19 protein-coding genes and 5 pseudogenes are annotated in these 24,925 nt (G+C 73.7%); 19 read left to right on the top strand and 5 right to left on the bottom strand.

Annotated elements, in window-relative coordinates:
* Complete coding sequence (locus UK82_RS04900) at positions 1-1,821, top strand: uroporphyrinogen-III synthase (RefSeq protein WP_044885083.1); 1,821 nt, start codon at positions 1-3, stop codon at positions 1,819-1,821.
* A 130-nt stretch (positions 1,822-1,951) separates the two neighbouring features.
* Positions 1,952-3,031 carry a porphobilinogen synthase gene (hemB, locus tag UK82_RS04895; RefSeq protein ID WP_044885084.1) on the top strand — a complete coding sequence of 360 codons (1,080 nt, stop codon included), beginning with the start codon at positions 1,952-1,954 and terminating at the stop codon, positions 3,029-3,031.
* A 68-nt stretch (positions 3,032-3,099) separates the two neighbouring features.
* Here hemB and UK82_RS04890 read toward each other — a convergent pair whose 3' ends face one another.
* Positions 3,100-3,327 carry a hypothetical protein gene (locus UK82_RS04890; RefSeq protein WP_044885085.1) on the bottom strand — a complete coding sequence of 76 codons (228 nt, stop codon included), beginning with the start codon at positions 3,325-3,327 and terminating at the stop codon, positions 3,100-3,102.
* A 321-nt stretch (positions 3,328-3,648) separates the two neighbouring features.
* Here UK82_RS04890 and UK82_RS04885 point away from each other — a divergent pair, with 321 nt between their 5' ends.
* From UK82_RS04885 to UK82_RS35840, 3 genes and pseudogenes are all read left to right on the top strand, one after another.
* Positions 3,649-3,861, top strand: coding sequence for a heavy-metal-associated domain-containing protein (locus UK82_RS04885; protein WP_044885086.1), 213 nt, complete (start codon positions 3,649-3,651; stop codon positions 3,859-3,861).
* Positions 3,862-3,970: 109 nt separating this feature from the next.
* Positions 3,971-5,045: pseudogene (locus UK82_RS35845) on the top strand (cation transporter); the annotation flags it as partial.
* A gap of 1 nt (position 5,046) precedes the next feature.
* A partial coding sequence (locus UK82_RS35840; RefSeq protein ID WP_236705516.1) for a heavy metal translocating P-type ATPase occupies positions 5,047-6,430 on the top strand: 1,384 nt, incomplete at its 5' end.
* Here the strand turns inward: UK82_RS35840 and UK82_RS04875 are convergent.
* Both UK82_RS04875 and UK82_RS04870 read right to left on the bottom strand, forming a co-directional pair.
* Positions 6,427-7,941: a methionine--tRNA ligase gene (locus UK82_RS04875; protein ID WP_044885088.1), complete on the bottom strand. Its 1,515-nt coding sequence runs from the start codon at positions 7,939-7,941 to the stop codon at positions 6,427-6,429. The two genes, UK82_RS35840 and UK82_RS04875, sit on opposite strands and share 4 nt — an antisense overlap.
* 350 nt (positions 7,942-8,291) lie before the next feature.
* Positions 8,292-9,290, bottom strand: coding sequence for a 2-hydroxyacid dehydrogenase (locus UK82_RS04870; RefSeq protein WP_044885090.1), 999 nt, complete (start codon positions 9,288-9,290; stop codon positions 8,292-8,294).
* A 584-nt stretch (positions 9,291-9,874) separates the two neighbouring features.
* On the opposite strand from UK82_RS04870, the gene UK82_RS35835 reads away from it, so the two are divergent.
* Positions 9,875-10,540, top strand: coding sequence for a VCBS repeat-containing protein (locus UK82_RS35835; protein ID WP_236705515.1), 666 nt, complete (start codon positions 9,875-9,877; stop codon positions 10,538-10,540).
* Between the two features lie 64 nt (positions 10,541-10,604).
* Here the strand turns inward: UK82_RS35835 and UK82_RS04860 are convergent, their stop codons facing one another.
* Positions 10,605-11,522 (bottom strand): alpha/beta fold hydrolase, encoded by a 918-nt coding sequence (locus tag UK82_RS04860; RefSeq protein ID WP_083507059.1) that lies wholly within the window; start codon positions 11,520-11,522, stop codon positions 10,605-10,607.
* A gap of 275 nt (positions 11,523-11,797) precedes the next feature.
* On the opposite strand from UK82_RS04860, the gene UK82_RS04855 reads away from it, so the two are divergent.
* The 13 genes and pseudogenes from UK82_RS04855 to ccsA all read left to right on the top strand — a co-directional run.
* Complete coding sequence (locus UK82_RS04855) at positions 11,798-13,411, top strand: DHA2 family efflux MFS transporter permease subunit (RefSeq protein ID WP_052681060.1); 1,614 nt, start codon at positions 11,798-11,800, stop codon at positions 13,409-13,411.
* 28 nt (positions 13,412-13,439) lie between these two features.
* Positions 13,440-14,098: pseudogene (locus UK82_RS42325) on the top strand (class I SAM-dependent methyltransferase).
* A gap of 687 nt (positions 14,099-14,785) precedes the next feature.
* Positions 14,786-16,144, top strand: a complete 1,359-nt coding sequence (gene hemL, locus UK82_RS04845) for a glutamate-1-semialdehyde 2,1-aminomutase (protein WP_044885091.1) — start codon at positions 14,786-14,788, stop codon at positions 16,142-16,144.
* Positions 16,141-16,821, top strand: coding sequence for a histidine phosphatase family protein (locus tag UK82_RS04840; RefSeq protein WP_044885092.1), 681 nt, complete (start codon positions 16,141-16,143; stop codon positions 16,819-16,821). Before hemL ends, UK82_RS04840 begins: the two co-directional genes overlap by 4 nt.
* Before the next feature lie 125 nt (positions 16,822-16,946).
* A complete protein-coding gene (locus UK82_RS04835; protein ID WP_236705514.1) occupies positions 16,947-17,882 on the top strand; it encodes a putative RNA methyltransferase in 936 nt (311 codons plus the stop codon).
* A 52-nt stretch (positions 17,883-17,934) separates the two neighbouring features.
* Positions 17,935-18,714 carry an SDR family oxidoreductase gene (locus UK82_RS04830; protein ID WP_044885093.1) on the top strand — a complete coding sequence of 260 codons (780 nt, stop codon included), beginning with the start codon at positions 17,935-17,937 and terminating at the stop codon, positions 18,712-18,714.
* 145 nt (positions 18,715-18,859) lie between these two features.
* Positions 18,860-19,179, top strand: a pseudogene (locus tag UK82_RS35820) (hypothetical protein); the annotation flags it as partial.
* A gap of 1 nt (position 19,180) precedes the next feature.
* Positions 19,181-19,522 (top strand): TlpA disulfide reductase family protein (locus UK82_RS35815; RefSeq protein ID WP_236705512.1); only part of this gene is annotated, 342 nt, incomplete at its 5' end.
* Between the two features lie 34 nt (positions 19,523-19,556).
* Positions 19,557-20,546: a cytochrome c biogenesis CcdA family protein gene (locus UK82_RS04820; RefSeq protein ID WP_044885094.1), complete on the top strand. Its 990-nt coding sequence runs from the start codon at positions 19,557-19,559 to the stop codon at positions 20,544-20,546.
* A 443-nt stretch (positions 20,547-20,989) separates the two neighbouring features.
* Positions 20,990-21,527: pseudogene (locus UK82_RS42320) on the top strand (cytochrome c biogenesis protein ResB); the annotation flags it as partial.
* Position 21,528: 1 nt separating this feature from the next.
* Positions 21,529-22,678: cytochrome c biogenesis protein ResB (locus tag UK82_RS35805; RefSeq protein WP_236705511.1), on the top strand; the 1,150-nt coding region annotated here is incomplete at its 5' end.
* Positions 22,678-23,359: pseudogene (locus tag UK82_RS35800) on the top strand (c-type cytochrome biogenesis protein CcsB); the annotation flags it as partial. The gene UK82_RS35805 and the pseudogene UK82_RS35800, both read left to right, overlap by 1 nt.
* Position 23,360: 1 nt before the next feature.
* Positions 23,361-23,832 (top strand): cytochrome c biogenesis protein CcsA (gene ccsA / locus UK82_RS35795; protein WP_236705510.1); only part of this gene is annotated, 472 nt, incomplete at its 5' end.
* Positions 23,833-24,263: 431 nt separating this feature from the next.
* Here the strand turns inward: ccsA and UK82_RS04805 are convergent.
* Positions 24,264-24,632 carry a PLD nuclease N-terminal domain-containing protein gene (locus UK82_RS04805; protein WP_313949785.1) on the bottom strand — a complete coding sequence of 123 codons (369 nt, stop codon included), beginning with the start codon at positions 24,630-24,632 and terminating at the stop codon, positions 24,264-24,266.
* Positions 24,633-24,925: the final 293 nt, after the last annotated feature.

The following is a 24,925-nucleotide window of genomic DNA, read 5'->3' as shown; positions in this document are numbered from 1 at the left end:
ATGGCCACCCGACGCACGAAGAAGCCTGTCTCCCCGGTCGCACTCGTGGGTGCCGGCCCCCGTGACCCGGGCCTGCTGACCGTCCTCGCGGTCGAGACCCTCTCGTCGGCCGACCTCGTCGTCGCCGACCCCGACGTCGCACCCGCCGTCGTGGAGAACCTCTCCGCCGAGGTGCTGCGCATCGGGGACCTGGAGGCGTCCAAGCCGGTCCGCGACGCCGAGGCGGCGACCGCCGCGGTGGTCAGCCGGGCCCGCGCCGGGGACAGGGTCGTCCGGCTCTACGCGTCGGACCCGTGGCTGACCCGCATCGGTGCCGCCGACGCCCAGGCGCTCGCGAAGGCCAAGATCCCCTATCGGGTCGTGCCCGGAGTCCTCACGGGCGCCGCGGTGGCCACCTACGCCGGCGTCGCGCCCGGCTCGCCGATCACCTTCGCCAGCACGTCGGGTGTCTTCTCCTCGTCGGGGACGCTCCCAGCGCCCTCGCCGTTCGGTGCGGGCGAACCCGTCGGCCCGCTGACCGGCCCGCCCTTCGGCGCCGGCCGGCTCGGCGCTCGTCCGATGACCGGGCTCGGCGGCGGCCTCGGTGGCGGGCTGGGCGCCGGCTTCGGGTCGCCGCTGGGGCTGGGCAGCCCCGGCGGGTTCGGCGGGTTCGGCGCGCCGGTTCCCTCGCCCGGCGACGTCGACTGGGCCGCGCTCGCCCAGACGCCCGGCACGCTCGTGGTCACCGCGGCGCCGACCGAGGTCGGCAAGGTCGCGGCGGCCCTGGTGGAGCACGGTCGGCCCGGTGACACCCCGATCGCGGTGACCGTCGACGGCACCACCACCGACCAGCGCACCGTCACCTCGACCCTCGACCGGGTCGAGGCGGACGTCGCGCCGTTGCTGACCGCCGCCCCCGCACCCATCACCCAGGTCGTCCTCTCCGTCGGTGCCGTCGTCGCCACCCGGACGAAGCTGTCCTGGTGGGAGACCCGGGCACTGTTCGGCTGGACGGTGCTGGTGCCGCGGACCAAGGAGCAGGCGGCGACGCTGTCCGACCTGCTGCGCTCGCACGGCGCGAGCCCGCTTGAGGTGCCGACGATCGCCGTCGAGCCGCCGCGGACCGCCGCCCCGATGGAACGCGCGATCACCGGCCTGGTCTCCGGGCGCTACCAGTGGGTCGCCTTCACCTCCGTCAACGCCGTGCGTGCGGTGCAGGAGAAGGTCGAGGAGCGCAGCCTGGACGCCCGCGCCTTCGCCGGGGTCAAGGTGGCGGCGATCGGCGAGGCAACCGCCGAGGCCCTGCGCGCCTTCGGGATCCGTCCCGACCTCGTCCCCTCCGGGCAGCAGTCCAGCGAGGGCCTGCTGGAGGACTGGCCGGAGTACGACGAGTCGCTCGACCTGCTCGACCGGGTGCTGCTGCCGCGGGCCGACATCGCCACCGAGACGCTGGTCGCCGGCCTGAAGGACCGCGGCTGGCAGGTCGACGACGTGACCGCCTACCGCACGGTCCGGGCCGCCCCGCCGCCCGCCCCGATCCGCGAGGCGCTCAAGGGGGGCAGGGTCGACGCCGTCGTGTTCACCTCCTCGTCCACCGTGCGCAACCTCGTCGGCATCGCCGGCAAGCCGCACGAGACCACGGTGATCGCCGTCATCGGCCCCGCCACCGCGGCGACCGCCCAGGAACTCGGGCTGCGCGTCGACGTGCAGGCGCCGGAGGCGTCCATCCCGGCCCTGGTCGGGGCGCTCGCCGAGTTCGCCGCCGAGCATCGTGAGGAGCTGGGCAAGATCGGTCCGCTGGCGGCCCGCCTGCCCAAGCCGCGCCGCGGCTCGCGGCGGTAGGCCGGCATCTTCCTGGCCTTTGTCCACAGGGTTATGCGTCCCAGGTGCCCCTGTGGACAGGTGGGAGGGCCGCAGCGGCAGGGCGGGTAGCGTCGGCGTGGGCCGGCCGTCGTCGAGAGGTGCGGGGCTGATGAGCGGGATAGCGGGAGCGCGGGGCGCCGGCAGCGCGGGAGCGGGAATCCCCGGTCCGGGGAACCCGGGGTCGGGCGGTTCGGGGCCGGCCGGGTTTCCGGCGGTGCGCCCCCGTCGGCTGCGCCGCTCGCCCGCCCTGCGCCGGCTGGTGTCGAACGTACGGCTGCACCCGGCGGACCTGGTCCTGCCGATGTTCGTCAAGGAGGGCGTGGACCAGCCGGTTCCCCTGACCTCGATGCCCGGCGTCGTTCAGCACACCCGCTCGTCGTTGCTCAAGGCCGCCGTCGAGGCGGTCGAGGCCGGGGTCGGCGGGCTGATCCTGTTCGGCGTGCCGGCGGCGAAGGACGCCCGCGGCTCGGCCGCCGACGACCCCGCCGGGATCGTCCAGCTCGCGCTGGCCGACCTGGTCGCCGAGGTCGGCGGGGACATCGTGCTGATGACCGACCTGTGCCTGGACGAGTGCACCGACCATGGCCACTGCGGACTGTTGACCGATGCCGGCGAGGTGGACAACGACGCCACCCTGGCGCGTTACGCCTCGATCGCCGTGGCGCAGGCCCGCGCCGGCGCCGAGGTCGTCGCGCCGAGCGGGATGATGGACGGCCAGGTCGGCGCGATCCGGGCGGCGCTGGACGCCGAGGGCTTCACCGACCTGCCGATCCTCGCCTACTCGGCGAAGTACGCCTCGGCGTTCTACGGTCCGTTCCGCGAGGCGGCCGAGTGCGCTCCCCAGTTCGGTGACCGCACCGGCTACCAGCAGGATCCGGCGCGCTCGGTGGCCGAGGCGCTGCGCGAGGTGGCGCTGGACCTCGCCGAGGGCGCCGACGCCGTGATGGTCAAGCCGGCGCTGGCCTACCTGGACGTGCTGCGCGCGGTCGCGGACACCGTGGATGTGCCCGTCGCCGCCTACCAGGTGTCCGGCGAGTACGCGATGGTCGAGGCCGCCGCCGCCGCGGGATGGATCGACCGGGACCGGGCGATCGCCGAGACGCTGACCGCGATCTCCCGCGCCGGCGCCGACATCATCCTCACCTACTGGGCCGTCGAGGTCGCCCGCGGCCTGGCCGCTCCCCGCTGACCCCCTCCCCCCGCACCCGTCCACAGCCCAGCCCCCAGCGGCGGCCTTCCGCCTGCTGCCCGGAAAGATCAATCGCCCGTCGAGGGCTCCGGGATTGCGGGGTGCTCGACGATCGGGCTGGTGAGGGCGCGGGCGGCCGGATGGTGCCGGGCGCCGAGCGGCGGCGCGTCGATGTGAGGCTTGTCCGGCGTGCGTCGATGGTGGCGCCGGGCAAGCGACTCGACCGGCCCGCGGCGGGTGGCCGGCGCGAGCCGCGGGTCGCCGGGCCGCGCACCGCCGGCGTTCGCCCAGGCCACCGGGCGGTCATCCCCGTCCGGGGGATCACCCCGCTAGGCGCGGCCGGCGCTCGATGGCTGGTCAGGGGCGTCACCGGGCGGCGTGGGCCGGGGCGGTTCTTGCCGCGGTCGGCGGGCGGGGGCGCTCGGGAGGCAGGGGCGGGGCGGAGCCTCTCGGCCAGGGGTTGCGGGTTCGCGTCCAGGTCTGCTCCCGTGACTTCCGTCGCCGTCTCGCAGATACCCCCTGGGGGTAGTTGTGTGCCATACGGGGGAGGGGTATCTTCGGGCTGCCGGGCGGACCCGCCCGGCCTGTGGACAGTGGCTGAGGAGACGAGGACCGCGATGACCGCGACCGCCTACACCGTGACCGGGATGACCTGCGAGCACTGCGCCCGCTCGGTCACCGAGGAGCTGGAGCGGCTACCCGAGGTGTCCAGCGTCGCGGTGGATCTCGCGGGTGGTCAGGTCACGGTCGTGAGCGACGGGGCGCTGGCGGACGGCGCGGTCCGCGAGGCCGTGGCCGAGGCCGGTTTCGAACTGGTCGGCCGGGCCTGACGAGTCCACGGGCAGTGCGTCGCCGGGCGGACCGGGGGAGGGGAAGCGCGTGACCAACGTCGGGGTCGAGGCCGGCGAGCCGGTCCGGGTCGAGCTCGCGATCGGCGGCATGACCTGCTCGTCCTGCGCGGCACGGGTGGAGCGCAAGCTCAACCGGATCGACGGCGTGAGCGCCTCGGTGAACTACGCCACGGAGAAGGCGACCATCACCCTCGCCCGGCCGGCACCGGTCGGTGCGGCCGGCCCGGTGACGGTCGACGAGCTGATCGGGGCCGTGCAGGCCGCCGGCTACACGGCGAGTCTGCCCGCCGCCGCGACGAGCGGCTCGACCATCCGCGGGTCGGGCGGTGCGGCGGGCGCCGCTGGCGGTGGGGTGGGCGCCGCCGGCGCCCACGGCGCTGAGGTGAACGCCGCCGGCGCCGTCGGCGATGAGGCGGAGTCGCGGGACGCGGGCCTGCGGGCGATGCGTCGGCGCCTGACCGTCTCGGCGGTGCTGGCGCTGCCGGTGCTCGTGCTCGCGATGGTGCCCGCCTGGCAGTTCGACTACTGGCAGTGGGTCAGCCTGGCGCTGGCGACACCGGTCGTCCTCTGGGGCGGCCGACCCTTCCACGCCGCGGCGGCCCGAGGCGCCCGGCACGGTGCGGCCACCATGGACACCCTGGTCTCCCTCGGCACGCTCGCGGCTTTCGGGTGGTCGCTCTACGCGTTGATCTTCGGCGGGGCCGGTGACCCGGGAATGCGGCACTCGTTCTCGCTCACCGGCGGCCTGTCCGACGTCGGCACCGGCACCGCCGGGGCTGGGATGTCGTACGGCGGTAGCGGGATGTCCCACGCCGGCGGCGGCGCCACCGCGATCTACCTGGAGGTGGCCGCCGGGGTCACGGTGTTCCTGCTCACCGGGCGGTTCCTCGAGCTGCGTGCCCGGCGCCGCTCCGGTGCGGCGCTGCGGGCCCTGCTGCACCTCGGGGCGAAGGACGTGACGGTGCGCCGTCCGGTGTCGGGGCCCGGGGGCCTGACGGTCGAAACGCGGATCCCGGTCGACGAGCTGCGCCTCGGCGACGAGTTCGTCGTCCGCCCCGGCGAGAAGATCGCGACCGACGGGGTCGTGCTCGAGGGGGTCTCCGCGGTCGACGCGAGCATGGTCACCGGCGAGTCGGTGCCGGCGGAGGTCGGGCCGGGGGATCNGGTGGTCGGTGCGACCGTGAACGCGGGCGGTCGCCTGGTCGTGCAGGCGACCCGGGTCGGGGCCGACACGCAGCTCGCCCGCATCGCGCGGCTCGTCGAGCAGGCCCAGAGCGGCAAGGCGCGCGTCCAGCGGCTGGCCGACCGGATCTCGGCGGTCTTCGTCCCGACTGTGATCACGGCCGCGTTGATCACCCTGGGCGTCTGGCTCGCCACCGGGCAGCCGGCGACGGACGCGTTCACCGCCGCGGTCGCCGTCCTGATCGTCGCCTGCCCGTGCGCGCTGGGTCTGGCCACCCCGACGGCCCTGCTCGTCGGCACGGGGCGGGGTGCGCAGCTCGGCATCCTCATCCGTGGCCCGGAGGTGCTCGAATCGACGCGGCGGGTGCAGACCGTGCTGCTCGACAAGACCGGCACGGTGACCACCGGCCGGATGCGGACCGCCGCCGTCCACCCGGCGCCGGGGGAGAGCGCCGCCGACGTGCTGCGCCTCGCCGGGGCGGCCGAGGACGCCAGCGAGCACCCCATCGCCCGGGCCGTCGCCGACGCCGCCCGGGCGGCGGGCGGCGGGTCGCTGCCGCCGGTGACGGACTTCGCCAACGACGCCGGGCTCGGCGTGCGCGGCACCGTCGAGGGCCGGTCGGTCGTCGTCGGCCGGGCCCGCCTGTTCGCCGAGCTGCCGACCGAGCTCGCGGGCGCCTTGGCCCGGGAGCTCGACGCCGGGCGCACGGCGATCGTCGTCGGCTGGGACGGCGCCGCGCGCGGGCTGATCAGCGTCGCCGACACGGTCAAGCCCACCGCCGCCGAGGCCGTCGCCGCCCTGCGTCGGCTCGGTCTGCATCCGGTTCTGCTGACCGGGGACGCGCAGGCCGTGGCCCGCGCGGTCGCCGCCGAGGTCGGGATCGCGCCCGAGGACGTCATCGCCGAGGTCCTGCCGGAGGAGAAGGTGGCGACGGTCCGCCGGTTGCAGGACGAGGGCCGGGTCGTGGCCATGGTCGGCGACGGGGTGAACGACGCCGCCGCACTCGCCCAGGCCGATCTCGGGCTGGCGATGGGCGGCGGAACCGACGCGGCGATCGAGGCGTCCGACCTGACCCTGGTCAACGCCGACCCGCGGCTGGTGGCCGACGCGATCCGGCTGTCCCGGGCCACCCTGCGCACGATCCGGGGGAACCTGTTCTGGGCGTTCGCCTACAACGTGGCGGCGCTCCCGCTGGCCGCGGCCGGCCTGCTCAACCCGATGATCGCCGGCGCGGCGATGGCGTTCAGCTCGGTGTTCGTCGTGACGAACAGCCTGCGGCTGCGCCGGTTCGCCCCGCTGCCGGCGGCCGGCCCCGTGGCGACGCCATCCACGCGGCCGGCCCCCGCGGTCGCGGCACGATCCTAGGCCGGGGCGGCCTCCAGCCGAGGGAACACCGGGGCGGGATCGGCGACGCGGGGGCCGCCGTCGCCGCACTGGGCGGCGATGCGCGGCGCCGCGTCGGGCAGGAACGGGGTGAGGTGCGCGGCGAGCTCGCGGCAGGTGGCGACCAGTTCGGCGAGCACGGCGTCGAGGGCGGCCGGAGGCGCGTCCTGTTTGCGCTCGGCCTTGGCGAGGTCCCAGGGGCGGGCGGCCTCGACGTAGCGGTTGCCCTCGTTGCCGATCGTCGTGATGGCCTCGGCGGCGCGGCGGAAGTCGAACGCGGTGAACGCCGCGTCGATCGTCGCCGGCGCCTGCTCCCGGGCCGCCCGCAGCGCCGCGGCCCCCGGGTTGTCCGCCGCGACGGGCGGGATCACCCCGTCCCGGTAACGCTTCACCATCGACACGGTCCGGTTGACCAGGTTGCCGATGTTGTTCGCGAGGTCCTCGTTGGCCCGGGTGAGCAGCCGCTCGGTGGTGTAGTCGGTGTCGCCGCTGCGGGCGACGTCGCGCAGCATCCACCAGCGCAGCGCATCGGTGTTGTAGGCGGCGACGATGTCCGCCGGGTCCTCCGCGTTCCCGGCCGACTTGGAAATCTTCATGCCGTCCGCGGTGAGGTACTCGTGCACGAAGATGGTGTCGGGCAGGCGCACGCCGGCGGAGAGCAGCATCGCCGGCCAGTAGACGGCGTGGAACCGGATGATGCCCTTGCCGATGACGTGGACGCGGGCGTCGCTGTCGTTCCACCAGTGCTGGAAGGTGGCGTCGTCGGTGCCGTACCCGGGCGCGGTGATGTAGTTGCCGAGGGCGTCGAACCAGACGTAGATGACCTGGTCGGGATCGCCGGGCACCGGAATGCCCCAGCCACGCGCCCGGGTCATGCTCCGGGATGCGCTGAAGTCCTCCAGCCCGGCCTCGATGAACGACAGCACCTCGCGCTTGCGGGTGGCCGGCTCGATGCGCAGCCGGTCGCTGGAGATGAGCTCGTGCAACTGATCCTGGTAGCGGCTGAGCCGGAAGAACCAGTTGCTCTCCTCGACCAGGTCCGGCACGGTCCCGTGCTCCGGGCAGCGGCCGTCGACCAGCTCGTCGGGGGCGTAGAACAGCTCGCAGCCGACGCAGTACAGGCCCGCGTAGCTCTTGCGGTAGAAGTCGCCGCGCTCGGCGCAGGCCGCCCAGAGCTTCTCCACGCCGGGCCGGTGTCGCGGGTCGGAGCTGGTTTTGATGAAGTCGTCGAAGGAGAGGCTCAGCGGCTCGCGCAGGGAGCTGAACCGGGTGGCCACCCGCTCGACGTATTCCGCGGGCGTGATGCCCTCGGCCTCGGCGCCCTGGACGTTCTTCAGCGCGTTGTCGTCGGTGCCGGTCTGGCACCGGACCTCGTCACCGCGTGCCCGCAGGTGCCGGGCGAACGCGTCGGTCTCGACCAGCTCCAGCGCGTGCCCCACGTGCGGCTTGCCGTTGACGTACGGGATGGCCGTCGTCACGAAGTAGCGACCCATCGGTTTCGGATCCTCCCGCCCCGGTGCGCAACCTCGCAGATGAGGCTCCGTCGGGGCCTCATCGGTGGTCTGTCAGGACGCGCGGAAAAGGCCGGATGGCATGGACATCAGCATCATCCGGGGGCTCGCCGCCTCGGCGGTGACACGTGCCGTCGACACAGGGAGATCCTACCCGCCCGCCCCCGTGACGGCCGCCGGGAGCGGCACCGCCCGCCTACGGCTTGCCGGCGACGCCGGCGTAAGCGCTGACCTCGGCGTCGGTCAGTCCCTCGCCGGTGGGGCCGGCGTCGCAGCCTCCGTCGGCCTGGCCGCGGGGGGCCATCAGTCCGGTCGCCCGGCCCGGCCCGGCTTCAGTCGCTGGTCGTGACTGGGAACTGCGGGCCGTCGCCTCGTTCGAAACCCAGGAGATTGGCGATCGTGACCTCGCCGATCCGCGTCAGTGCATCGGCGGTGAAGAAACCCTGGTGCCCGGTCACCAGAACGTTCGGGAACGTCAGTAGCCGCGCGAACAGGTCGTCGTCGAACGCTCCCCGTTCCGACCGGTCCTCGAAGAAGAGGGCGTTCTCCTCCTCATAGACATCGATCCCGAGATAGCCGATCAGCCCGTTCTTGAGAGCAGAGATGACGGCGGCGGTGTTCAGCAGGCCGCCGCGGCTGGTGTTTACCAGCATCACACCGCGCTTCATCCGGGCCAGCGCATCGGCATCGACGAGGTGGTGCGTGGCGGGAGTCAACGGGCAGTGCAGCGATATGATGTCGGATTCGGCGAAAATCTGGTCCAGTTCGACATACCTGACCCCGAGCCGTTCACATTCCGAGTTGGGCCTGACGTCGTGCGCGATCACCCGGCATCCGAATCCCGTCATGATCCGCGCAAAGACGGTGCCGATCGCCCCGGTGCCGATCACGCCGACGGTGCGTCCGTGGAGGTCGAAACCGAGCAGGCCGGTGAGAGCGAAGTTGTACTCACGCACCCGGTTGTAGGCCCGGCACACGTGGCGGTTCAGCGCGAGGATCAGGGCGACTGCATGCTCGGCGACGGCGTACGGGCTGTAGGCCGGCACGTGGGCCACCACGATGCCGAGCGAACGAGCGCAGGCGAGGTCGACATTGTCATGCCCAGCCGAGCGCAGCACCACCAGCCGGATGCCGTCCGCGGCGAGCCTGGTCAGCACGCCGGCCGACACCTCGTCCTCGACGAACACGCAGACCGCAGCATGTCCCTGTGCCAGACCCGCGGTCTGTTCGGTCAACCGGTGTTCGATGAAATTCAGCTCGAGGTCACCGGTCCGGACGCTGCTCAGGAACCGGCGGTCGTAGTCCTTCGACGAGAAGACCGCGACCCGCACGTCTCGCCCCCGTCCCCTCGTCCTGCGCCGGTGCCCGCCCAAGACGGTACCGGGCGCAGGGGCGGATCTCCGAAGGAGCCACGGTACCTACCCGGGTCCGGGTCCGGGTCCAGGCCGTGCAGACGGGGCACGGCCAGCACGGGAGCGAGGAGTGATGCGGCCGGCCGACATTAGTCCGCGTGCCGTGGGCCGCGACGTCGACCGCAGGCACGAGTTCGGTTATCCGCGTCGGGTAAAGTCAGATCTCCAAACAGCCCGGGACGGTTCGAACCTGTCCGTCATGCGACAGTGAGGTAATGCGCCACGAGGTGCGCAGTAGATTTTTCCTGTGCGTCTCGCCTGACGGTGGTGCAGGTCGCCGCTGTCATTCACCTGGCTGGCACGGGCTTCCTTNGCGGGGGCGTGGGTTCATTGCCATCTTTGCGTAGGTAACGGCATGTGGCTGGAGGAAAGTCGTGCTCCGTAGTCGCCTCCTTCCCGGTTTCGCCATACTCGCCGGGACACTCCTATTCGCCTCCTGCTCCGATGACCGAGCTTCGGATCTCTCGGCACCTGGCGGGGCCGCCACCACGGGCACCTCCGCGGTGACGACCGCCACTGCCGACACACCGACGACAGGCGCGACCGCGACCCGCACGCCGACCGCGACCCGCACGCCGACTACGAGCACAACGCCGGTCCGGCCAGCAGTCGCCCTGAACGGCGATGTCGACGGTGACGGTCGACCTGACACCCTGACCATCACCCAGCCGGGGACGCTCCACGCCCGCTACACCGGAGGGGGCGACGATGCAGTCCGCTTTCGGGCCGGTGACCCGACGTTCGTCGACATCCACGTCCTCGGGGCGGCCGACGCCGACCGCGATGGCCACGCCGAGGTGTTCGTCCAGACCGACCAGGGTGCGTCCATCCAGACCGCGGCCGTCTTCCGATACTTCGACGGTCACCTGCACCTGGTCACCCGGGCCGGGCAACAGGCCGCGCTTGCCTACGGTGGATCAACCGGATTCGTCGCGGCGTGGGCGTGCCGCCCCGCCGCCGTCCCCGCGGCGGCAATCGTCACCGAGACGGGGCCGAGCACCTCATCCGGCGCGTATACGCTGACCCTCGACTACTACCGATTCCACCAGGCCAGCCTGGTGTCGCTCGTCCACAGGACCGCCGGCCCCGGCCCCCTCGACAGTCTGCCGGGCGTCCGCGACGAGGTCTCGGGCGAGACCGGCTGCGGACAGGCGCGGCTGAGCCCGTGACCGGCCCGATGCGCGTACAGAAAGCTGACCGGCCGGTCTGGGAGTTGTTCTTGCCGTCCAGGTCCTAGTCGTGCACCCGGGCCGAGCGCGGCTGGTCGGTGCGCAGCGCCGCCTCGGCCGGCAGACCGGGATCGGTGCCGGCCTCCAGACGGGCGTCGACGGCCTCGGCCACGATCCTGGCCAATCGGTCGGGAGCGTCGAGCATGACAAAAGTGGAGCTGTCGGAGATCTCGACTAGCCGGGCGTTCGGGAACGCCTGCGCGAGCCGGCGGGCGTGGTCGAGCGGGAAGAGCTTGTCGTCGGTGCCCCAGGCCAGCACGACGGGGCGGGAGAACCGCTCGATCGCGGGAGCCGCCCGCATGGTCAGGGCGGGATCCAGGGATGCCGTCACCCGCACCGCCTCGTGCCTGGTGCTGGCGTTCGTCGCGAACGGCCCGAAGATCTCGTCCTGCCGGGGGCGGGGCACAGCCGTCACGCAGACCGCCTTCATGAAGAAGGCGCGGCCGGGCCCGCTGGCGAGCGCGCTCAGTACGACGGCCCCGAGCCGGCGGCTGGCCCGGCACAGTCGGGCGATGTGCCGGAACGACCCCGGTGGGAAGTGCTCATAGCTGTCGCAGTTGGTCAGGACGAGGCCGCCGATGCGGGCCAGGTCCAACGAGTCGTCCCCCAGGGCGGTGAGGACCAGCCCGCCGCCGGTGTCGTTGGCGACGACCGTGACGTCGTCCAGATCGAGAAGCTCGATCAGATGGAGGATCCGACGGGCGGTAGCCGCGGCGCTCAGGTCCGCGTCGCCCACCGGCTCGTGCGCGCCGAGCGGCCAGGTCGGGACGATGCAGCGGTACCGGTCGCCGAGCAGGGCGACGAGGTCCTTCCACAGGGCACCGGTCACGTAGACGCCGTGGACGAACAGGAGCACCGGGCCGCTACCGATATCGGTGTAGCTGACCGGTAACCCGTCGACTCCGCACTGGTGGACGGCCATCGCCGCCTCCCTCCTCCGGCGGCCTTGGGCCACCTGAGCTGGTCGAGCCCCGAACGTCGGTGCCGGCTGTGCGCCACGGTCCGGTCGCGCGGGACGGCACCGACGGGTAACCACGCGATTGTCCTATGGCCCGGCCGCTTGTGCGCCGGGTCAGGACCAGTCGTAGGGGGATCGCGCGGTGGCCTTGACCTCATGTCGACTTCAGGTTCGAGACTGTTGGCCGGCCGGGGTGCGGTGGAGATTCCGCCGGGCAGCCTTGGCCGAGGAGGACCGTGATGGCAGGCACTTCGCCCCCGACAGCCCTCGACCATCCCGACCCGCCGAACCTCCGGCCCCACGGCTCCGAACCGGGATCGGACCCCGTCCGCGGGGCCACAGGACGACCGGTCGCCGGGCCGGCGGCTCCCGGCCCGTCGGCCGGAATCGACCGGCAGACCCGGCTCACGCTTGCCGTGCTGGTGCTCGGCGGGCTGATGGTCGTGCTCGACGTGACCATCACCAATGTCGCGATCCGCAGCCTCTCCCGCGACCTGCACGCCCCGCTGGCGGTGATCCAGTGGGTTACCACCGGCTACACCCTGGCGCTCGCGGTCGTGGTGCCGACGACCGCGTGGCTCGCCGCGCGCCTGGGCACCCGCCGCGTCTACGTCGCCGCGCTGGGCCTGTTCGGGCTGGGTTCGCTGCTGGCGGGGCTGGCCCCGAACATCGGCTCGCTCGTCGCCTTCCGGGTGCTGCAGGGGATCGGCGGTGGGCTGGTCAACCCGATCGCGATGACGATCGCGATGCGCAGCGCCCGGCCGGAGGTCCGGGGCCGCACGATGGGCGTTCTGGGGCTGCCCGTGCTCGTCGGCCCGCTCGCCGGGCCGACGCTCGGCGGGTGGCTCGTCGAGTACTCCTGGCGGTGGATCTTCCTGATCAACGTGCCGATCGCGCTGGTCGCCATTCCGCTGGCGTTGTGGCTGCTGCCGCGCGACGCGCCCGAGGGTGTCCGCGAGCGGCTCGACGTGCCGGGGCTCGCGCTGATCGGGCCGGGGCTGGCCGCCGTCGTGTACGGGCTGGCGGAAAGCGGCCGGCGTGGCACCCTCGTCTCGGCGGCCGTGCTGGTCCCGGCGCTGCTCGGGCTGGGGCTGTGCGTGGTGTTCGTGCTGCGGGCGGTGCGGCTGCGCACGCGGCGCCCGCTGGTCGAGGTGCGCCTGCTGGGCCGGCGGGCCGTCGCCTCCGGGGCCGGCACGCTGGGCCTGTTCGCCGCGGCCTACTTCGGCTCGATGTTCATCGTGCCGCTGTACTGGCAGCTCGTCCGGGGGCAGAGCCCGGCGGCCGCCGGACTGCTGGCCATCCCGCAGGCGCTGACCACCGGGGTGTCGTTGCAGGTCGCGAGCCGGCTGATCGATCGTGTTCCACCGGCGCGGGTCGTCGGGGCGGGCATCGTGATCGCGACCGCCGGACTGCTGACCACCCTGCTCCAGCTCGACGCGAACACGCCGTACTGGCGTCTGCTGGCCTCGATGGCGGTGACCGGAATCGGGACCGGTGCGACGATCATGCCCACGATCACGACGGCGATGCGTCACCTGCCCGACCGGGACACCGCCGCCGGCAGCACCCTGCTGAACATCACCAACCAGGTCGCCGTCTCCGTCGGCACCGCGCTGACGTCGGTGCTGCTCGCGTCGAACCTGGCGAGCCTGGCCGGCCTGGACCAGGGCGCCGACCTCTCCGGCGACATCCCCGCCACCGCGGCCGGCGGCGTGGTCGCGGCCTTCCGCCACACCCTGCTGCTCCCGGTGGCCCTGATGGCGGTCGCCGGTGCGGTCGCCCTGCTCCTGCTGCCCCGCGGCGAACGGCACGACACCTCGGTCGAGGCCGAGGCAGCGCATGCCGACCTCTGACCGGCGGCAGCACCGATAGGATGATCGCGTGGGCCAGGATGACCGGCTACTTCTCAGCTCGTCGTTCGGCACCGCGGCGGTCGCGTACGCCGAGCACCGCCCGGACTACGCCCAGGCCGCGGTGCGGTGGGCGCTCGAGCGCGCGCCCGGTCCGCGCGTGCTCGACCTCGGCGCTGGAACCGGCAAGCTCACCGCCACGCTGCTCGCGCTGGGCGCCGAGGTCATCGCGGTCGAGCCCGACCCGGCGATGCTGACCGAGCTGCGCCGCGCACTGCCGGTTGTCCGTGCCCTGCCAGGTAGCGCCGAGGCGATACCGCTGCCGGACGCGTCCGTCGATGCCGTTGGGTTGCCGGGCTCGCGCAGGTCAGCGGGAGCGCGGCCATCGGCCCGCGGGACACGCCCACCAGTTGGCGCGCTGAGACGGCCGACCTGCACCTTCCCAGGACTGGGATGGCCGCCCGGTTCGGCTCGCCGGAGCAGGCCGAGTTCCGGCACGGGCAGCGTCGTACCGCCGACTCCCTCGTCGCGACACTCGCGACGAGGGCGGGGATGCTGGTCATGCCGGAACAGGAACGCGAGGCCACGCTGGGGCGGATCCGCGTTTTCCTCGCGAGCCGACCGGAGACCGCCCGCGGTGAGTTCACCCTGCCGATGTTGACCTGCGTGCTGCGCGTCCGGCGGCTGTGAAGATCAGCGACGATCGATGACACTGCGCACGCCGTCTCAACGAGGCCGGCGTGGCCCGGTGGCGGGGGCGCCGCCGGCCGGCGGCCGTCCCGTCCGGGTCGGCGCTGATCGCCTCCCGGGCGGCGGTGACCGCCCAGTCCACCGGGTTGTACCGGGCGGCTGCGGCGATCCAGCCGGGGAGCAGGCATGCCCGATGAAACGTGCCGGTGGCGTGAGAGTGCTCACGCCCGAACGGGCCAGCCGCGGGGTGAGTCGGCGGGAAAGTCCACTGCCGCGGCGAACCACCCGTCGGGGGACCCCCGGCTAGGCCAGGCTCGCCTATCGATCAGTAGTTCGGGATCGGGCGCGTGGCCGTTGCACCGGGCACTATCAGGACAACGTCGCCATCCCCTCCGCCACCGCCGCGGGCCCGGCATCCTTGTCGAACCACCCACGACGGCGGTCACGGACGGTGGCCTCGGAGCTGCTGCCGGGCGCGATCCGCGTTGCCGGCCGGCCGGGGTCCTGGCGCACAGTCCGCCGCCGGTGGGCGGCCGGGGCAGACCCCCGTCCACCGGCGGCGCTCCACCCGGGTGCTGGGCCGCGGGCGCGGCTGCGGCGCCCGACGGAGCGCCGACGGGCGGTCGCGGGCGTGCCGCTGGCCACGCGAGGCGCGGGTGGCCGAGTGGACCTGCGAGGATCGGGGGCATGGTGGTTCCCTCTGCCGCGCCGGCCTCCGAAGAGCTGTTCCGGCGCGCCGAGCGTGTCGTTCCCGGTGGGGTCAACTCCCCGGTCCGCGCCTTCCGGGCCGTCGGCGGCACCCCTCGCTTCATGGTGTCCGGCGACGGTCCGTATCTGACGGACGCGGACGGGCGTACCTACGTCGACCTGGTCTGCTCCTGGGGGCCGATGATCCTCGGCCATGCCCATCCCGCCGTCGTCGAGGCGGTGTCCCGGGCGGTGTCCGCCGGCACCAGCTTCGGCACGCCGACGCCGGGCGAGGTGGAGCTCGCCGAGCTGATCGTGGAGCGGGTCGGCCCGGTCGAGAAGGTGCGGCTGGTCAACTCCGGCACGGAGGCGACGATGAGCGCCGTGCGGCTGGCCCGGGGCTTCACCGGCCGGTCCACGATCATCAAGTTCGCCGGCTGCTACCACGGGCACGTCGACGCCCTGCTCGCCGCCGCCGGCTCCGGGGTGGCCACCCTCGGGCTGCCCGACACCCCCGGCGTGACCGGCGCCGCGACCGCCGACACCATCGTCCTGCCCTACAACGACCTTGCCCTGGTCGAGGCCGTCTTCGCCGAGCGCGGCGACACGATCGCCGCGGTCATCACGGAGGCCGCCGCGGCCAACATGGGCGTGGTCCCGCCGCTGCCCGGCTTCAACGCCGGCCTGCGCCGGCTGTGCGACGTCCACGGCGCGCTGCTCATCCTCGACGAGGTGATGACCGGCTTCCGGATCTCCCGGGCCGGCTGGTGGGGCATCGAGGGCGCCATCGAGGACTGGTCGCCGGACCTGTTCACCTTCGGCAAGGTGATGGGCGGGGGCCTGCCCGCGGCGGCGTTCGGCGGCCGCGCCGACGTGATGGCGCGGCTCGCCCCCGCCGGCCCCGTCTACCAGGCCGGCACCCTGTCGGGGAATCCGATTGCCGTCGCGGCGGGGCTGGCCACCCTGCGGGCCTGCACCGACGACGTCTACGCCACCGTCGACGCCCGCGCCGCCGACGTCGCCGGCATCGTCTCGACGGCGCTCACCGAGGAGGGCGTCGCCCACCTGCCCAGCAGCGCCGGCTCGCTGTTCAGCTTCTTCTTCACCGACGCCGCGGCCGTCGTCGACTACGCCGGCGCCCAGGCACAGAACGCCGCCCGCTACGCCGCGTTCTTCCACAGCATGCTCGACGCGGGGATCTACCTGCCGCCGTCGGCGTTCGAGGCGTGGTTCGTCTCGGCTGCCCACGACGACGCCACGATGGAGCGCATCGCCGCCGCCGCGCCCGCCGCCGCCCGTGCCGCCGCCGCCGTGCCCGAACCGGCGCCCGTGCCCGCGACGAGCGGGGGCCGGTCATGACGGGCCCGACCCAGGAGCCGGTGGACGGCGAGCCGGGGCAGCACCCACTGACGAGGGTGCACCTGGTCCGCCACGGGGAGGTCTTCAACCCGGAGAAGGTCCTCTACGGCCGGCTGCCCGGATTCGGGCTGTCCGAGACGGGCCACCGCCAGGCCAAGGTGACGGCGGAGTTCCTCGCCGGGCTGGACATCGCCGCCGTGGTCGCGAGCCCCCTGGACCGCGCGCAGCAGACGGCCACTCCCATCGCCGCCGCCCACGGACTGCCCATCGAGGTCGACCCGAGGCTGATCGAGAGCCGCAACGCCTTCGAGGGCAAACCGTTCGAGGCGGGCCCCGCGGTTCTGCGCTACCCGCACCTGTGGCGGCTGCTGGCCAACCCGTTCCGGCCGTCGTGGGGCGAGCCGTACACCGAGATCGCCGAGCGGATGCTCGCTGCCGTCGCCGAGTGGCGCGACGTCCACCCCGGGCGGCACGTCGTGCTGGTCAGCCACCAGCTCCCGGTGTGGACCGCCCGGCGAGCGCTGGAGGGGGTGCACCTGTGGCACCGTCCCGACCGGCGCCAGTGCGGCCTGGCCAGCGTCACCACCGCGGTCTACCGCGGGCGAGAGCTCGTCGGGGTCGAGTACGCCGAACCGAACGGCCCGACCGCGAACCTGCCCGGATCGGTCGGCGCCTGACCCGCCGAACCCCGTCGCGTCCGTCGGCACCGCCGCCCGAACCTGCCGTCGGCGGTGGCGTCGGCGTCGGTGGCGGTGGCGGCAGTGGCGGCAGTGGCGGTGACAGTGATGTCGGGGTCGGGGCGGTGCTGTCGGTGCTGCGCTGCCCGGTGTGCGCCGGTGCGCTGCAGCGGGACGGCGGCTCCCTGCGCTGCGCCGCCGGGCACGGCTTCGACCTCGGGCGCGGCGGCTACGTGAACCTGCGCACCGGCCACACCCGCCGGATCGCCGGCGACACGGCCGCCATGGTCGCGGCGCGGGAGTCCTTCCTCGGGGCGGGGCACTACCGGCCGCTCACCACCCGGCTGGCCGAGCTCGCCGCCGCCGGACCGCCCGCCGTCGGGACGGCTCAGGCCCCGAGCCGGGACGCGAGCACGACAGCCCACCCCGCCCCGCCGGCCGGTTCGGGGCCGGCCGGTTCGGGGCCGGTTGGTTCGGGGCCGGTGGTGCTCGAGATCGGGGCCGGCACCGGCCACCACCTGGCCGGAGTGCTCGCCGCGCTGCCCGCCGGGGCAGCCGGGGTCGCGGTCGACGTGTCGAAGTACGCGCTGCGCCGGGCCGCGCGGGCCCACCCCCGGATCGGAGCGGTCGCTTTCGACGCCGCCGGCCCGTGGCCGGTCGCCGACGGCTGCGTCGACGTGCTCCTCGACGTCTTCGCCCCGCGCAACCCGGCCGAGATGCGCAGGGTGCTCCGGCCGGACGGGTTGCTCATCGTCGTCACCCCCGAACCGGGCCATCTCGCCGAGCTGCGGGGCCCGCTCGGGCTGGTCGGGATGCAGCCGGACAAGGGCGATCGACTCGACGAGCGGACCGCCGACCGGTTCGCTCCGGCCGCTGTCGAACGCCTGGACATTCCGCTCGTGCTGTCCCCCGACGAGGCCGTCGACCTGGCCCTGATGGGCCCGACCGGCCACCACCGCACGGCCGAGGACCTGCGCCATCGGGCCGAGGCGGCCTGGCCGCGGCAGCACGCCGCCGTGACCGTCCGTCTCGCGGTCCGGTGCTACCGGCCGCGTGGATGAGGGACGGTTACGGCCGACGGCCGTACGGCGCTGCCGACAATGGAGGTTCGGAATGGACATGGGACTGCTCGAGCGGATCGCCGTCGTCACGGGGGCGAGCCGGGGCATCGGCCTGGCGGTGGTTCGGGCGCTGGTCGCCGAGGGCGCCACGGTGGTGGCCGGAGCCCGTCGCAGCTCGCCCGAGCTCGACGAGCTGGCGGCCACCGGCGCGGTGCGGGTGCACCTGGTGGACCTGGCCACCCCCCACGGTCCGGCCGCGCTCGTCGAGTGGGCCGGCGAGCGGGTCGACATCCTGGTCAACAACGTCGGTTCCGCGCCCGCCCGGCCCGGCGGGTTCGGCTCGGTCACCGACGAGATGTGGCTGGGAACGCTCAACCTGAACCTGCTCGCCGCGGTGCGGGCGACCCGGGCGGCGCTGCCACTGATGCTCGCCGCCGGCAGCGGTTCCATCGTCACGATCAGCTCCGTGAACTCGGTCCTCGCCGATCCGGCGGTCATCGACTACTGCGCGGCGAAGGCCGCGCTGGCGAACTTCTGCAAGTCGCTGGCCCGGGAGGTCGGTGGTCGGGGCGTGCGAATCAACACGGTCAGTCCCGGCCCGGTCGCCACCGACCTGTGGCTGGGGTCCGACGGTGTCGCCGCCACCGTCTCGCGAGCCACCGGCGCGGACCCCGCGAGCGTCGTCGACGCCGCGGCCGGCAGCTCCGTGACCGGCCGGTTCAGCACGCCGGAGGAGGTCGCTGCCGCCGTCGTCCTGCTCGCCGGGGATCGCAGCGGGAACATCACCGGCGCGGACCTCCGGGTCGACGGCGGGATGGTACCCACCTGGTAGCCGCCGAGCCCAGTGGTGTCTGCCGTGTCGAACTCCACGCGCGTCCGCCGGCCTCGCCGCCTACGCTGAGTTGAGTTCTACAGTTGGTCGTAGACGGGTTCCGGGCCGGGAAGGGGCAGGGCACATACTGGTTCGCGTGGCGGAGATGGGACGGCGGTCCGCGTCGGGTGACAGGTCGGACACGCCGGTGGCAGGCGTTGTCCATGACCGGGCCGCGGGGTCGCGCCGGCAGCGGACGCGGATCAGGCGGGTCGGGCTCGCCGCGGTGGTGCTCGCGGTGGCGGGGTTGGTGGCGGCCTGTTCCGGCGGGGGAGGAACGGTCGACGCGACCGGCGGCGGAGGCTTCAACTTCGTCCAGCAGTCCGCCGGCAAGGACTTCGTCCCGGCCGGGAACCGGCACGAGGCGCCCAAGCTCGCCGGCAAGAACCTCGACGGAGCCGCGTTCGACGTCGCGTCCCTGCGGGGNAAGATCGTCGTGGTCAACTTCTGGGCCTCGTGGTGCGCCCCCTGCCGGGCGGAGACGCCCGGCCTGGTGCAGCTTTCCAAGGCAAACCCGACGGTGGCGTTCCTCGGCGTCAACGAGAAGGATCCGTCGGGCGCCAAGGCCTTCGTGCGCGACAACGGCGTGCCGTACCCGAGCGTCGTCGACCGGCTGGGCACGCTCGCCGCGGGCTGGCCGGTCGCCCCGGGGTTGCCGTCGACCTTCGTGCTCGACGCGAACGGGCGCATCGCGGCCCGCTTCACCGGCCCGGTCGTGCCCGAGGACGATCTCAAGCCCGTGCTGACCCGGTTGCAGGCCGAGGCGTGAGCGGGCGGCGGCCGAGCGGGCTGGGGGACCCGCGGTGAGCGTGGTCGGGCTCGTCACGGACGGGCCCGTGCTGCTCGCCGCCCCGGTCGCGGCGGCGGCCGGGCTGCTGTCCTTCCTGTCACCGTGCGTGCTGCCCCTCGTTCCCGGCTACCTCAGCTTCATCACCGGCCTGTCCGGCGAGGAGCTCCAGGACCGTGAGCGTCGCCCCGCCCGTCCACCGTCAGGGTCGGCCGATCGCGCTGCGGCGTCCGAGCCGGTCCTGGCCGTCGCTGTTGCCGCGCCGCCGGCACCGGCACCGGCCGGTGCGGCCGGATGGTCCGTCCCCGGCGGGAATGCTGCCGTCCCGGCCGCCGGATCGACGGCAGCGCAGACCGGGGACGGCGGCCGCGGCGGGCGGTTCGCCGGTCTCGGGCCGCGGCTGGGCCGGCTGCGCGTCGGCGGGCGGGTCGCCGCCGGCACCGGGCTGTTCGTGCTCGGGTTCACCTCGGTGTTCGTCTCCTTCGGCGCGGCCTTCGGTGGACTCGGTCAGTGGCTGGTCCGCCATCAGGTCGGGATGAGCCAGCTCCTGGGGGCGTTCACCATCGTCATGGGCCTGGCCTTCGCCGGGCTGTTCTCCCGGATGTCCTGGGCGAACCGCGAGTGGCGCTTCCACCGGCTGCCGCGCCCCGGCCTGCTCGGCGCGCCGGTGCTCGGGGTGCTGTTCGGCATCGGCTGGAGCCCCTGCCTCGGTCCCACGCTGGCGGCAGTGCAGGGGCTGGCGGTGACGAGTGCGACGGCCGGCCGGGGCGCGTTCCTCTCCGCCGTGTACTGCCTGGGACTCGGGCTGCCGTTCCTCGCCGTCGGGCTCGCCTTCCGGCGGGCCGTCGGCGCCCTGCACCTGCTACGGCGACACACCCGCGCCCTGACCCTGACCGGTGGCGTGCTGCTCGTCGCGGTCGGGGTGCTCCAACTCACCGGGGAGTGGGCCGACCTGATCGGCAACCTGCGGCCCTATGCCCCCGGCTTCTCGGAGACGCCGCTGTGACCTCTTCCACCCGTCCCCACGAGCCTGCCGGTGCGGCCACCGACCTCGCGCCGAAGCCGAGCCCCGGCGACCCGGACGCGGCCGATCCGGCGGGCTCCATCGATCCGGCGGGCCTCATCGATCCGGCGGGCCTCATCGACGAGGAGGCCGTCGGGTTCGCCCCGGATTCCTCGAGCGGACGCCGGCTGCCCGAGGGGCACGCCGACGCCCGCGTGGCCGTCGCGCCGGACGTGTTCGCGCCAGCCGGGTCCGACGGGCGCGACGGGGCTGACGGAGCTGCCGGACTCGGCGCCGACCCGACCTCTGCCGGGGGAGCTCGCCGATCCGCGGCCGGTAGGGCCGGCGGTGCCGCGGGACAGTACGCGTCGGCGTCCGGCGGGACCCGGGCCGGGCGGCATCCGGCGCTGGCGCTCGCCGTTCGCTCCTGGCGGCAGCTCACCAGCATGCGCACCGCGTTGGTGCTGCTGTTCCTGCTCGCTCTGGCCGCCGTGCCGGGGTCGCTGCTGCCGCAGCGCAACATCAACCCGATGCGGGTCGATCAGTACCTGTCGAAGCACCAGACCCTCGGGCCCCTGCTCGACAAGCTCTCCGGCTTCGACGTCTTCGCCGCCCCCTGGTTCGCGGCGATCTACCTGCTGCTGTTCATCTCGTTGATCGGCTGCCTGTCGTCGCGCATCCGCTGGCACGCCAGGGCACTGTTCACCGCTCCGCCGAAGGCACCGGCGCGGCCCGGCCGGCTGCCGGGTGGCAGCTCGTGGACCAGCCCGCTGGCCCCGGCCGATGCGACGGCCGCCGCTCGCGCGGCACTGCGCCGGCGCCGGTTCCGCGCCAGCGTCGCCCCCGCCGGGACCCAGCGGCCGGACGGCTCGCCGGACCACTCCGTCGCGGCCGAGAAGGGCTACCTGCGCGAGACGGGCAACCTTGTCTTCCACGTCGCCCTGGTCGGGCTGCTGGCCGCGGTCGGTTTCGGCTCCTGGTTCGNCTACCAGGGGACCACGCTGGTCGTCACCGGGGACAGCATGGCCAACACGATCATCTCCTACGACCAGTTCAGTGGCGGCAAGCTCGTCGACACCGCGAAGCTGCGTCCGTTCTCGCTGACGCTGAACCGGTTCGCGGCCGCCTACGAGCCGAACGGCGAGCCGTCGGACTTCCGCGCCGACGTCGCCTACTCGCCCGACCTGGACGCACCGACCCGGCAGGCGACGATCCGGGTGAACCATCCGCTGGTCCTCGGCAACGCCAAGGTCTACCTCATCGGGCACGGGTACGCCCCGCACTTCGTCCTGCGGGACGCCAAGGGCCGGACGGTCTGGCAGGGCAACGTGCCCTGCACCCCACGGGACGGGATGTTCACCTCGACCTGCACGGTCAAGATTCCCGACACGGGCCTGGCGCCGCTCGGCGTCCGCAAGGAGCCCCAGCAGCTCGCCTTCAGCGGCGTGTTCACGCCGACGACCCACCTCGACCCGACCCAGGGCTACGTCTCGACCTTCCCGGCGGCCCGCGCACCCGGCCTGACGATCACCGGTTTCGTCGGCAACCTTCACCTCGACGAGGGCGTGCCGCAGAACGTGTACACGGTCGACACCCAGGACATGCGCCAGCTCACCCTGAACGGTCCGGCCGGAACCGCACGCAACGCGCAGGTGCTCGCCCTGAACAACCCTCGGCAACGGACCCTGAGCGGGCTGCCCGGCGGGCTGAGCCTGGAGGCCGACAGCGTCGCGGAGTTCGCCACCTTCCAGGTGAAGTCCGACCCGTTCAAGCGGGAGGCGCTGATCTTCGCGGTGCTCATCATCGCCGGGCTGATCGCCAGCCTGCGGGTGCACCGCCGCCGCCTGTGGGTCCGGGCTAGCCCGGCACCCGAGGGCGGTTCGGTCGTCGAGATCGGCGGCCTGTCCCGGTCGCACGGGGACGGCTTCGCCGTCGAACTCGGTCAGCTCACCACCCTCGTCCGCGAGGCGACCGGCCCGGCCGGCGGGCGGGAGGCGGCGCCGCGGCCCGAGGCGGCGGCACCGCCGCCGGGCGAGCCCGCGGCGCCAGGCGGCGCCGCGGCGCCGAGCACTACGGAATCGCGCGGCACCGCAGCCGGTGGCGCCGCGTCGAACGCCAGCGAACGGGAGCACTGATGGCGGTCAACGAGGGCGTAGCCAGCCTCTCCGATCATCTGTTTGGCAGCGGCATGGCGGTCTACGCCGCGGCCATGCTCGGCTACGCGGCCGAGTTCGCGTTCAGCCGCCTGGGCGCGCGCCGCGGTGCCGCGGAGCTGGCGGCCGAGGTTCCCGCCGCCCGCGCGGCCGACCGGCCGGCCGTGCTGGTCGGGGCCGGAGCCCCCGCGGAGGCCGGCTCCGGCGTGGAGATCGACCCGGACGATCCCGCCGCGGCCGCGCTCGCGGCGGCGCGCGCCCGCGAGATCGAGGCGGTGCGCCAGCGGGACACCGCCGCTCACACCCTGGTCGCCGGCAACGACGGCGACGTCGAGGTGCCCGCCCGTGCCCGGTGGATCGGGCGGATCGCCGTGCTGCTCACGGTGGTGGGCTGGGCGCTGCACCTGGGTTCAGTCGTCACCCGTGGCATCGCGGCGGACCGGGTGCCCTGGGGCAACATGTACGAGTACTCGTCGATGATCTGTCTGATCGCGGTCACGACGTTCCTCGCCCTGATGACCCGGCAGCAGGTCCGTTGGCTGGGCGTCTTCGTCATGGTGCCGGTGGTGCTCTACCTCGGCTTCGCCGGCACGGTGCTCTACGTCGCGCCCGGACCCCTGGTGCCCGCGCTCAACTCGTACTGGCTGAAGATCCATGTGGTCGNCGCGATCGTCTCCAGCGGGGTGTTCCTGATCTCCGCGGTGACCACGGTGCTGTTCCTGGTCAAGGAGCGCTGGGAGAACCGGCTCGCCGAGGTGGCGGCCGGCCGGGCCGACGCCAGCCGCGCGATGCAGAGCCGCGGCGGCATCGTGATGCGCCTGCCGTCGTCCGCGGCTCTCGACACCCTGTCCTACCGGGTCATCGCGTTCGCGTTCCCGATCTGGACCTTCGCGATCATCGCCGGGGCGATCTGGGCCGAGGCGGCCTGGGGCCGGTACTGGGGCTGGGACCCCAAGGAGACCTGGTCGTTCATCACCTGGGTCTGCTACGCGGCCTACCTGCACGCGCGGGCGACCGCTGGCTGGCGGGGCCGGCGGGCCGCCGCCATCTCCCTGGTCGCGTTCACCGCGCTGTTCGTGGACTACTACCTGGTGAACCTCGTCATCACCGGTCTGCACTCCTACGCGGGCGTCTGACCCGGCGGCAGTCCGCCGGACCTCGGGGCCCCGGGCCGCCCGCCTTGGCCCCGGGGCCCTGCGCGTCTCCGGGCCGTGATCAGGGGCACGGACGCGGATGGATCCACGCCGAGCGCGCAACCGCGTCACGTACGTCCGTCGGTCCGCTCCGCGTGANCCGTTCTCTGAAGCGCAGCGCGCGCGGCCGACCTTCCTTGCCCTTCTGGAGGGCTCCGCGTCCGATTCATCCCCCTGAAAGGGCAAGGATCGTCCCTCGTGGTGGCGTGAGACTCCACCCCGCGATGATCTTGATCGCTGTGGGGTCGGGTTCAGCCTGACCATGGCCGGCCGGTATGGCTCGGAGCGAGCGAGCGAGCGAGCGAGGCGCGGCTCGGAGAGAGCGAGGCGCTGCTCGGTGCTGCTCGGCTCGGCGGTGGGGGTTGGGGACGGTGTCAGCCGCGGGCGGACGGGGGCTCCGCGTCGCCGCCGCGAATGCGGTCCGCGAGCTCGCGGAGGAACTCCGGGTCGTCGTCCGGACCCTTGGGCCGCACGGCCGGGCGCCGGGTACCCATCCGCGAACCGGGCCGTCCCAGGCCCCCCTCGCGGCGGTCGACGTCCCAGGTCGAACGCTGGCCGAAGGCCGGGTGGTCCGAGACCGCGCGCCGCGGCGGCCGCGCTCCGAGCCCGTTCGCCCGGGGGCGACCGAAGAAGTACCACGCGGCGGAACCGAGCAAGACGAAGAGAATCACAACCATAATCCAGATTGGTTTGGACATACTGCGTACCTCATCCGACGGGGTCCCGAACACGTCGGCGATCATGTACGCCCAGATACCGATGACCACGAAACTCAGCGCGAGGCCCAGCACAGGCTGGTCGCTCCTTCCGCTCTCCTTGATCGATTACATCCGGCTCGACATATGGGGTATGAACATCGGTCGGCGGGTGTGTAGTCCCGGCCCTGCGCGGCATCGCCGAAAGGGGCAGACGAGCGTGCGGTGCCCTCCCCGGAGAGCGCACATGTCGCGGTGATGGCCGGCCCGTGTATCCCTAGTGTGCCCTCCGGCCCCGGCCCGCGTCCGGCCGGTCCGCCATCGGCCGCCGCCGGCGTCCG

Source organism: Frankia sp. ACN1ag (assembly GCF_001414035.1).
Taxonomy (GTDB): Bacteria; Actinomycetota; Actinomycetes; order Frankiales; family Frankiaceae; genus Frankia; species Frankia torreyi.
The sequence above is the reverse complement of the archived record's forward strand: the minus strand, read 5'-3'. Positions and strand labels throughout refer to the sequence as shown.

What these genes read in the sequence shown, in the direction of transcription:
- UK82_RS04900 (WP_044885083.1), top strand. Translation starts at nt 1, where the DNA reads ATGGCCACCCGACGCACGAAGAAGCCTGTCTCCCCGGTCGCACTCGTG.
- hemB (WP_044885084.1), top strand. Translation starts at nt 1,952, where the DNA reads ATGAGCGGGATAGCGGGAGCGCGGGGCGCCGGCAGCGCGGGAGCGGGA.
- UK82_RS04885 (WP_044885086.1), top strand. Translation starts at nt 3,649, where the DNA reads ATGACCGCGACCGCCTACACCGTGACCGGGATGACCTGCGAGCACTGC.
- UK82_RS04875 (WP_044885088.1), bottom strand. Translation starts at nt 7,941, where the DNA reads ATGGGTCGCTACTTCGTGACGACGGCCATCCCGTACGTCAACGGCAAG.
- UK82_RS04860 (WP_083507059.1), bottom strand. Translation starts at nt 11,522, where the DNA reads ATGGCCGTCCACCAGTGCGGAGTCGACGGGTTACCGGTCAGCTACACC.
- UK82_RS04855 (WP_052681060.1), top strand. Translation starts at nt 11,798, where the DNA reads ATGGCAGGCACTTCGCCCCCGACAGCCCTCGACCATCCCGACCCGCCG.
- hemL (WP_044885091.1), top strand. Translation starts at nt 14,786, where the DNA reads ATGGTGGTTCCCTCTGCCGCGCCGGCCTCCGAAGAGCTGTTCCGGCGC.
- UK82_RS04840 (WP_044885092.1), top strand. Translation starts at nt 16,141, where the DNA reads ATGACGGGCCCGACCCAGGAGCCGGTGGACGGCGAGCCGGGGCAGCAC.
- UK82_RS04830 (WP_044885093.1), top strand. Translation starts at nt 17,935, where the DNA reads ATGGACATGGGACTGCTCGAGCGGATCGCCGTCGTCACGGGGGCGAGC.
- UK82_RS04805 (WP_313949785.1), bottom strand. Translation starts at nt 24,632, where the DNA reads ATGATCGCCGACGTGTTCGGGACCCCGTCGGATGAGGTACGCAGTATG.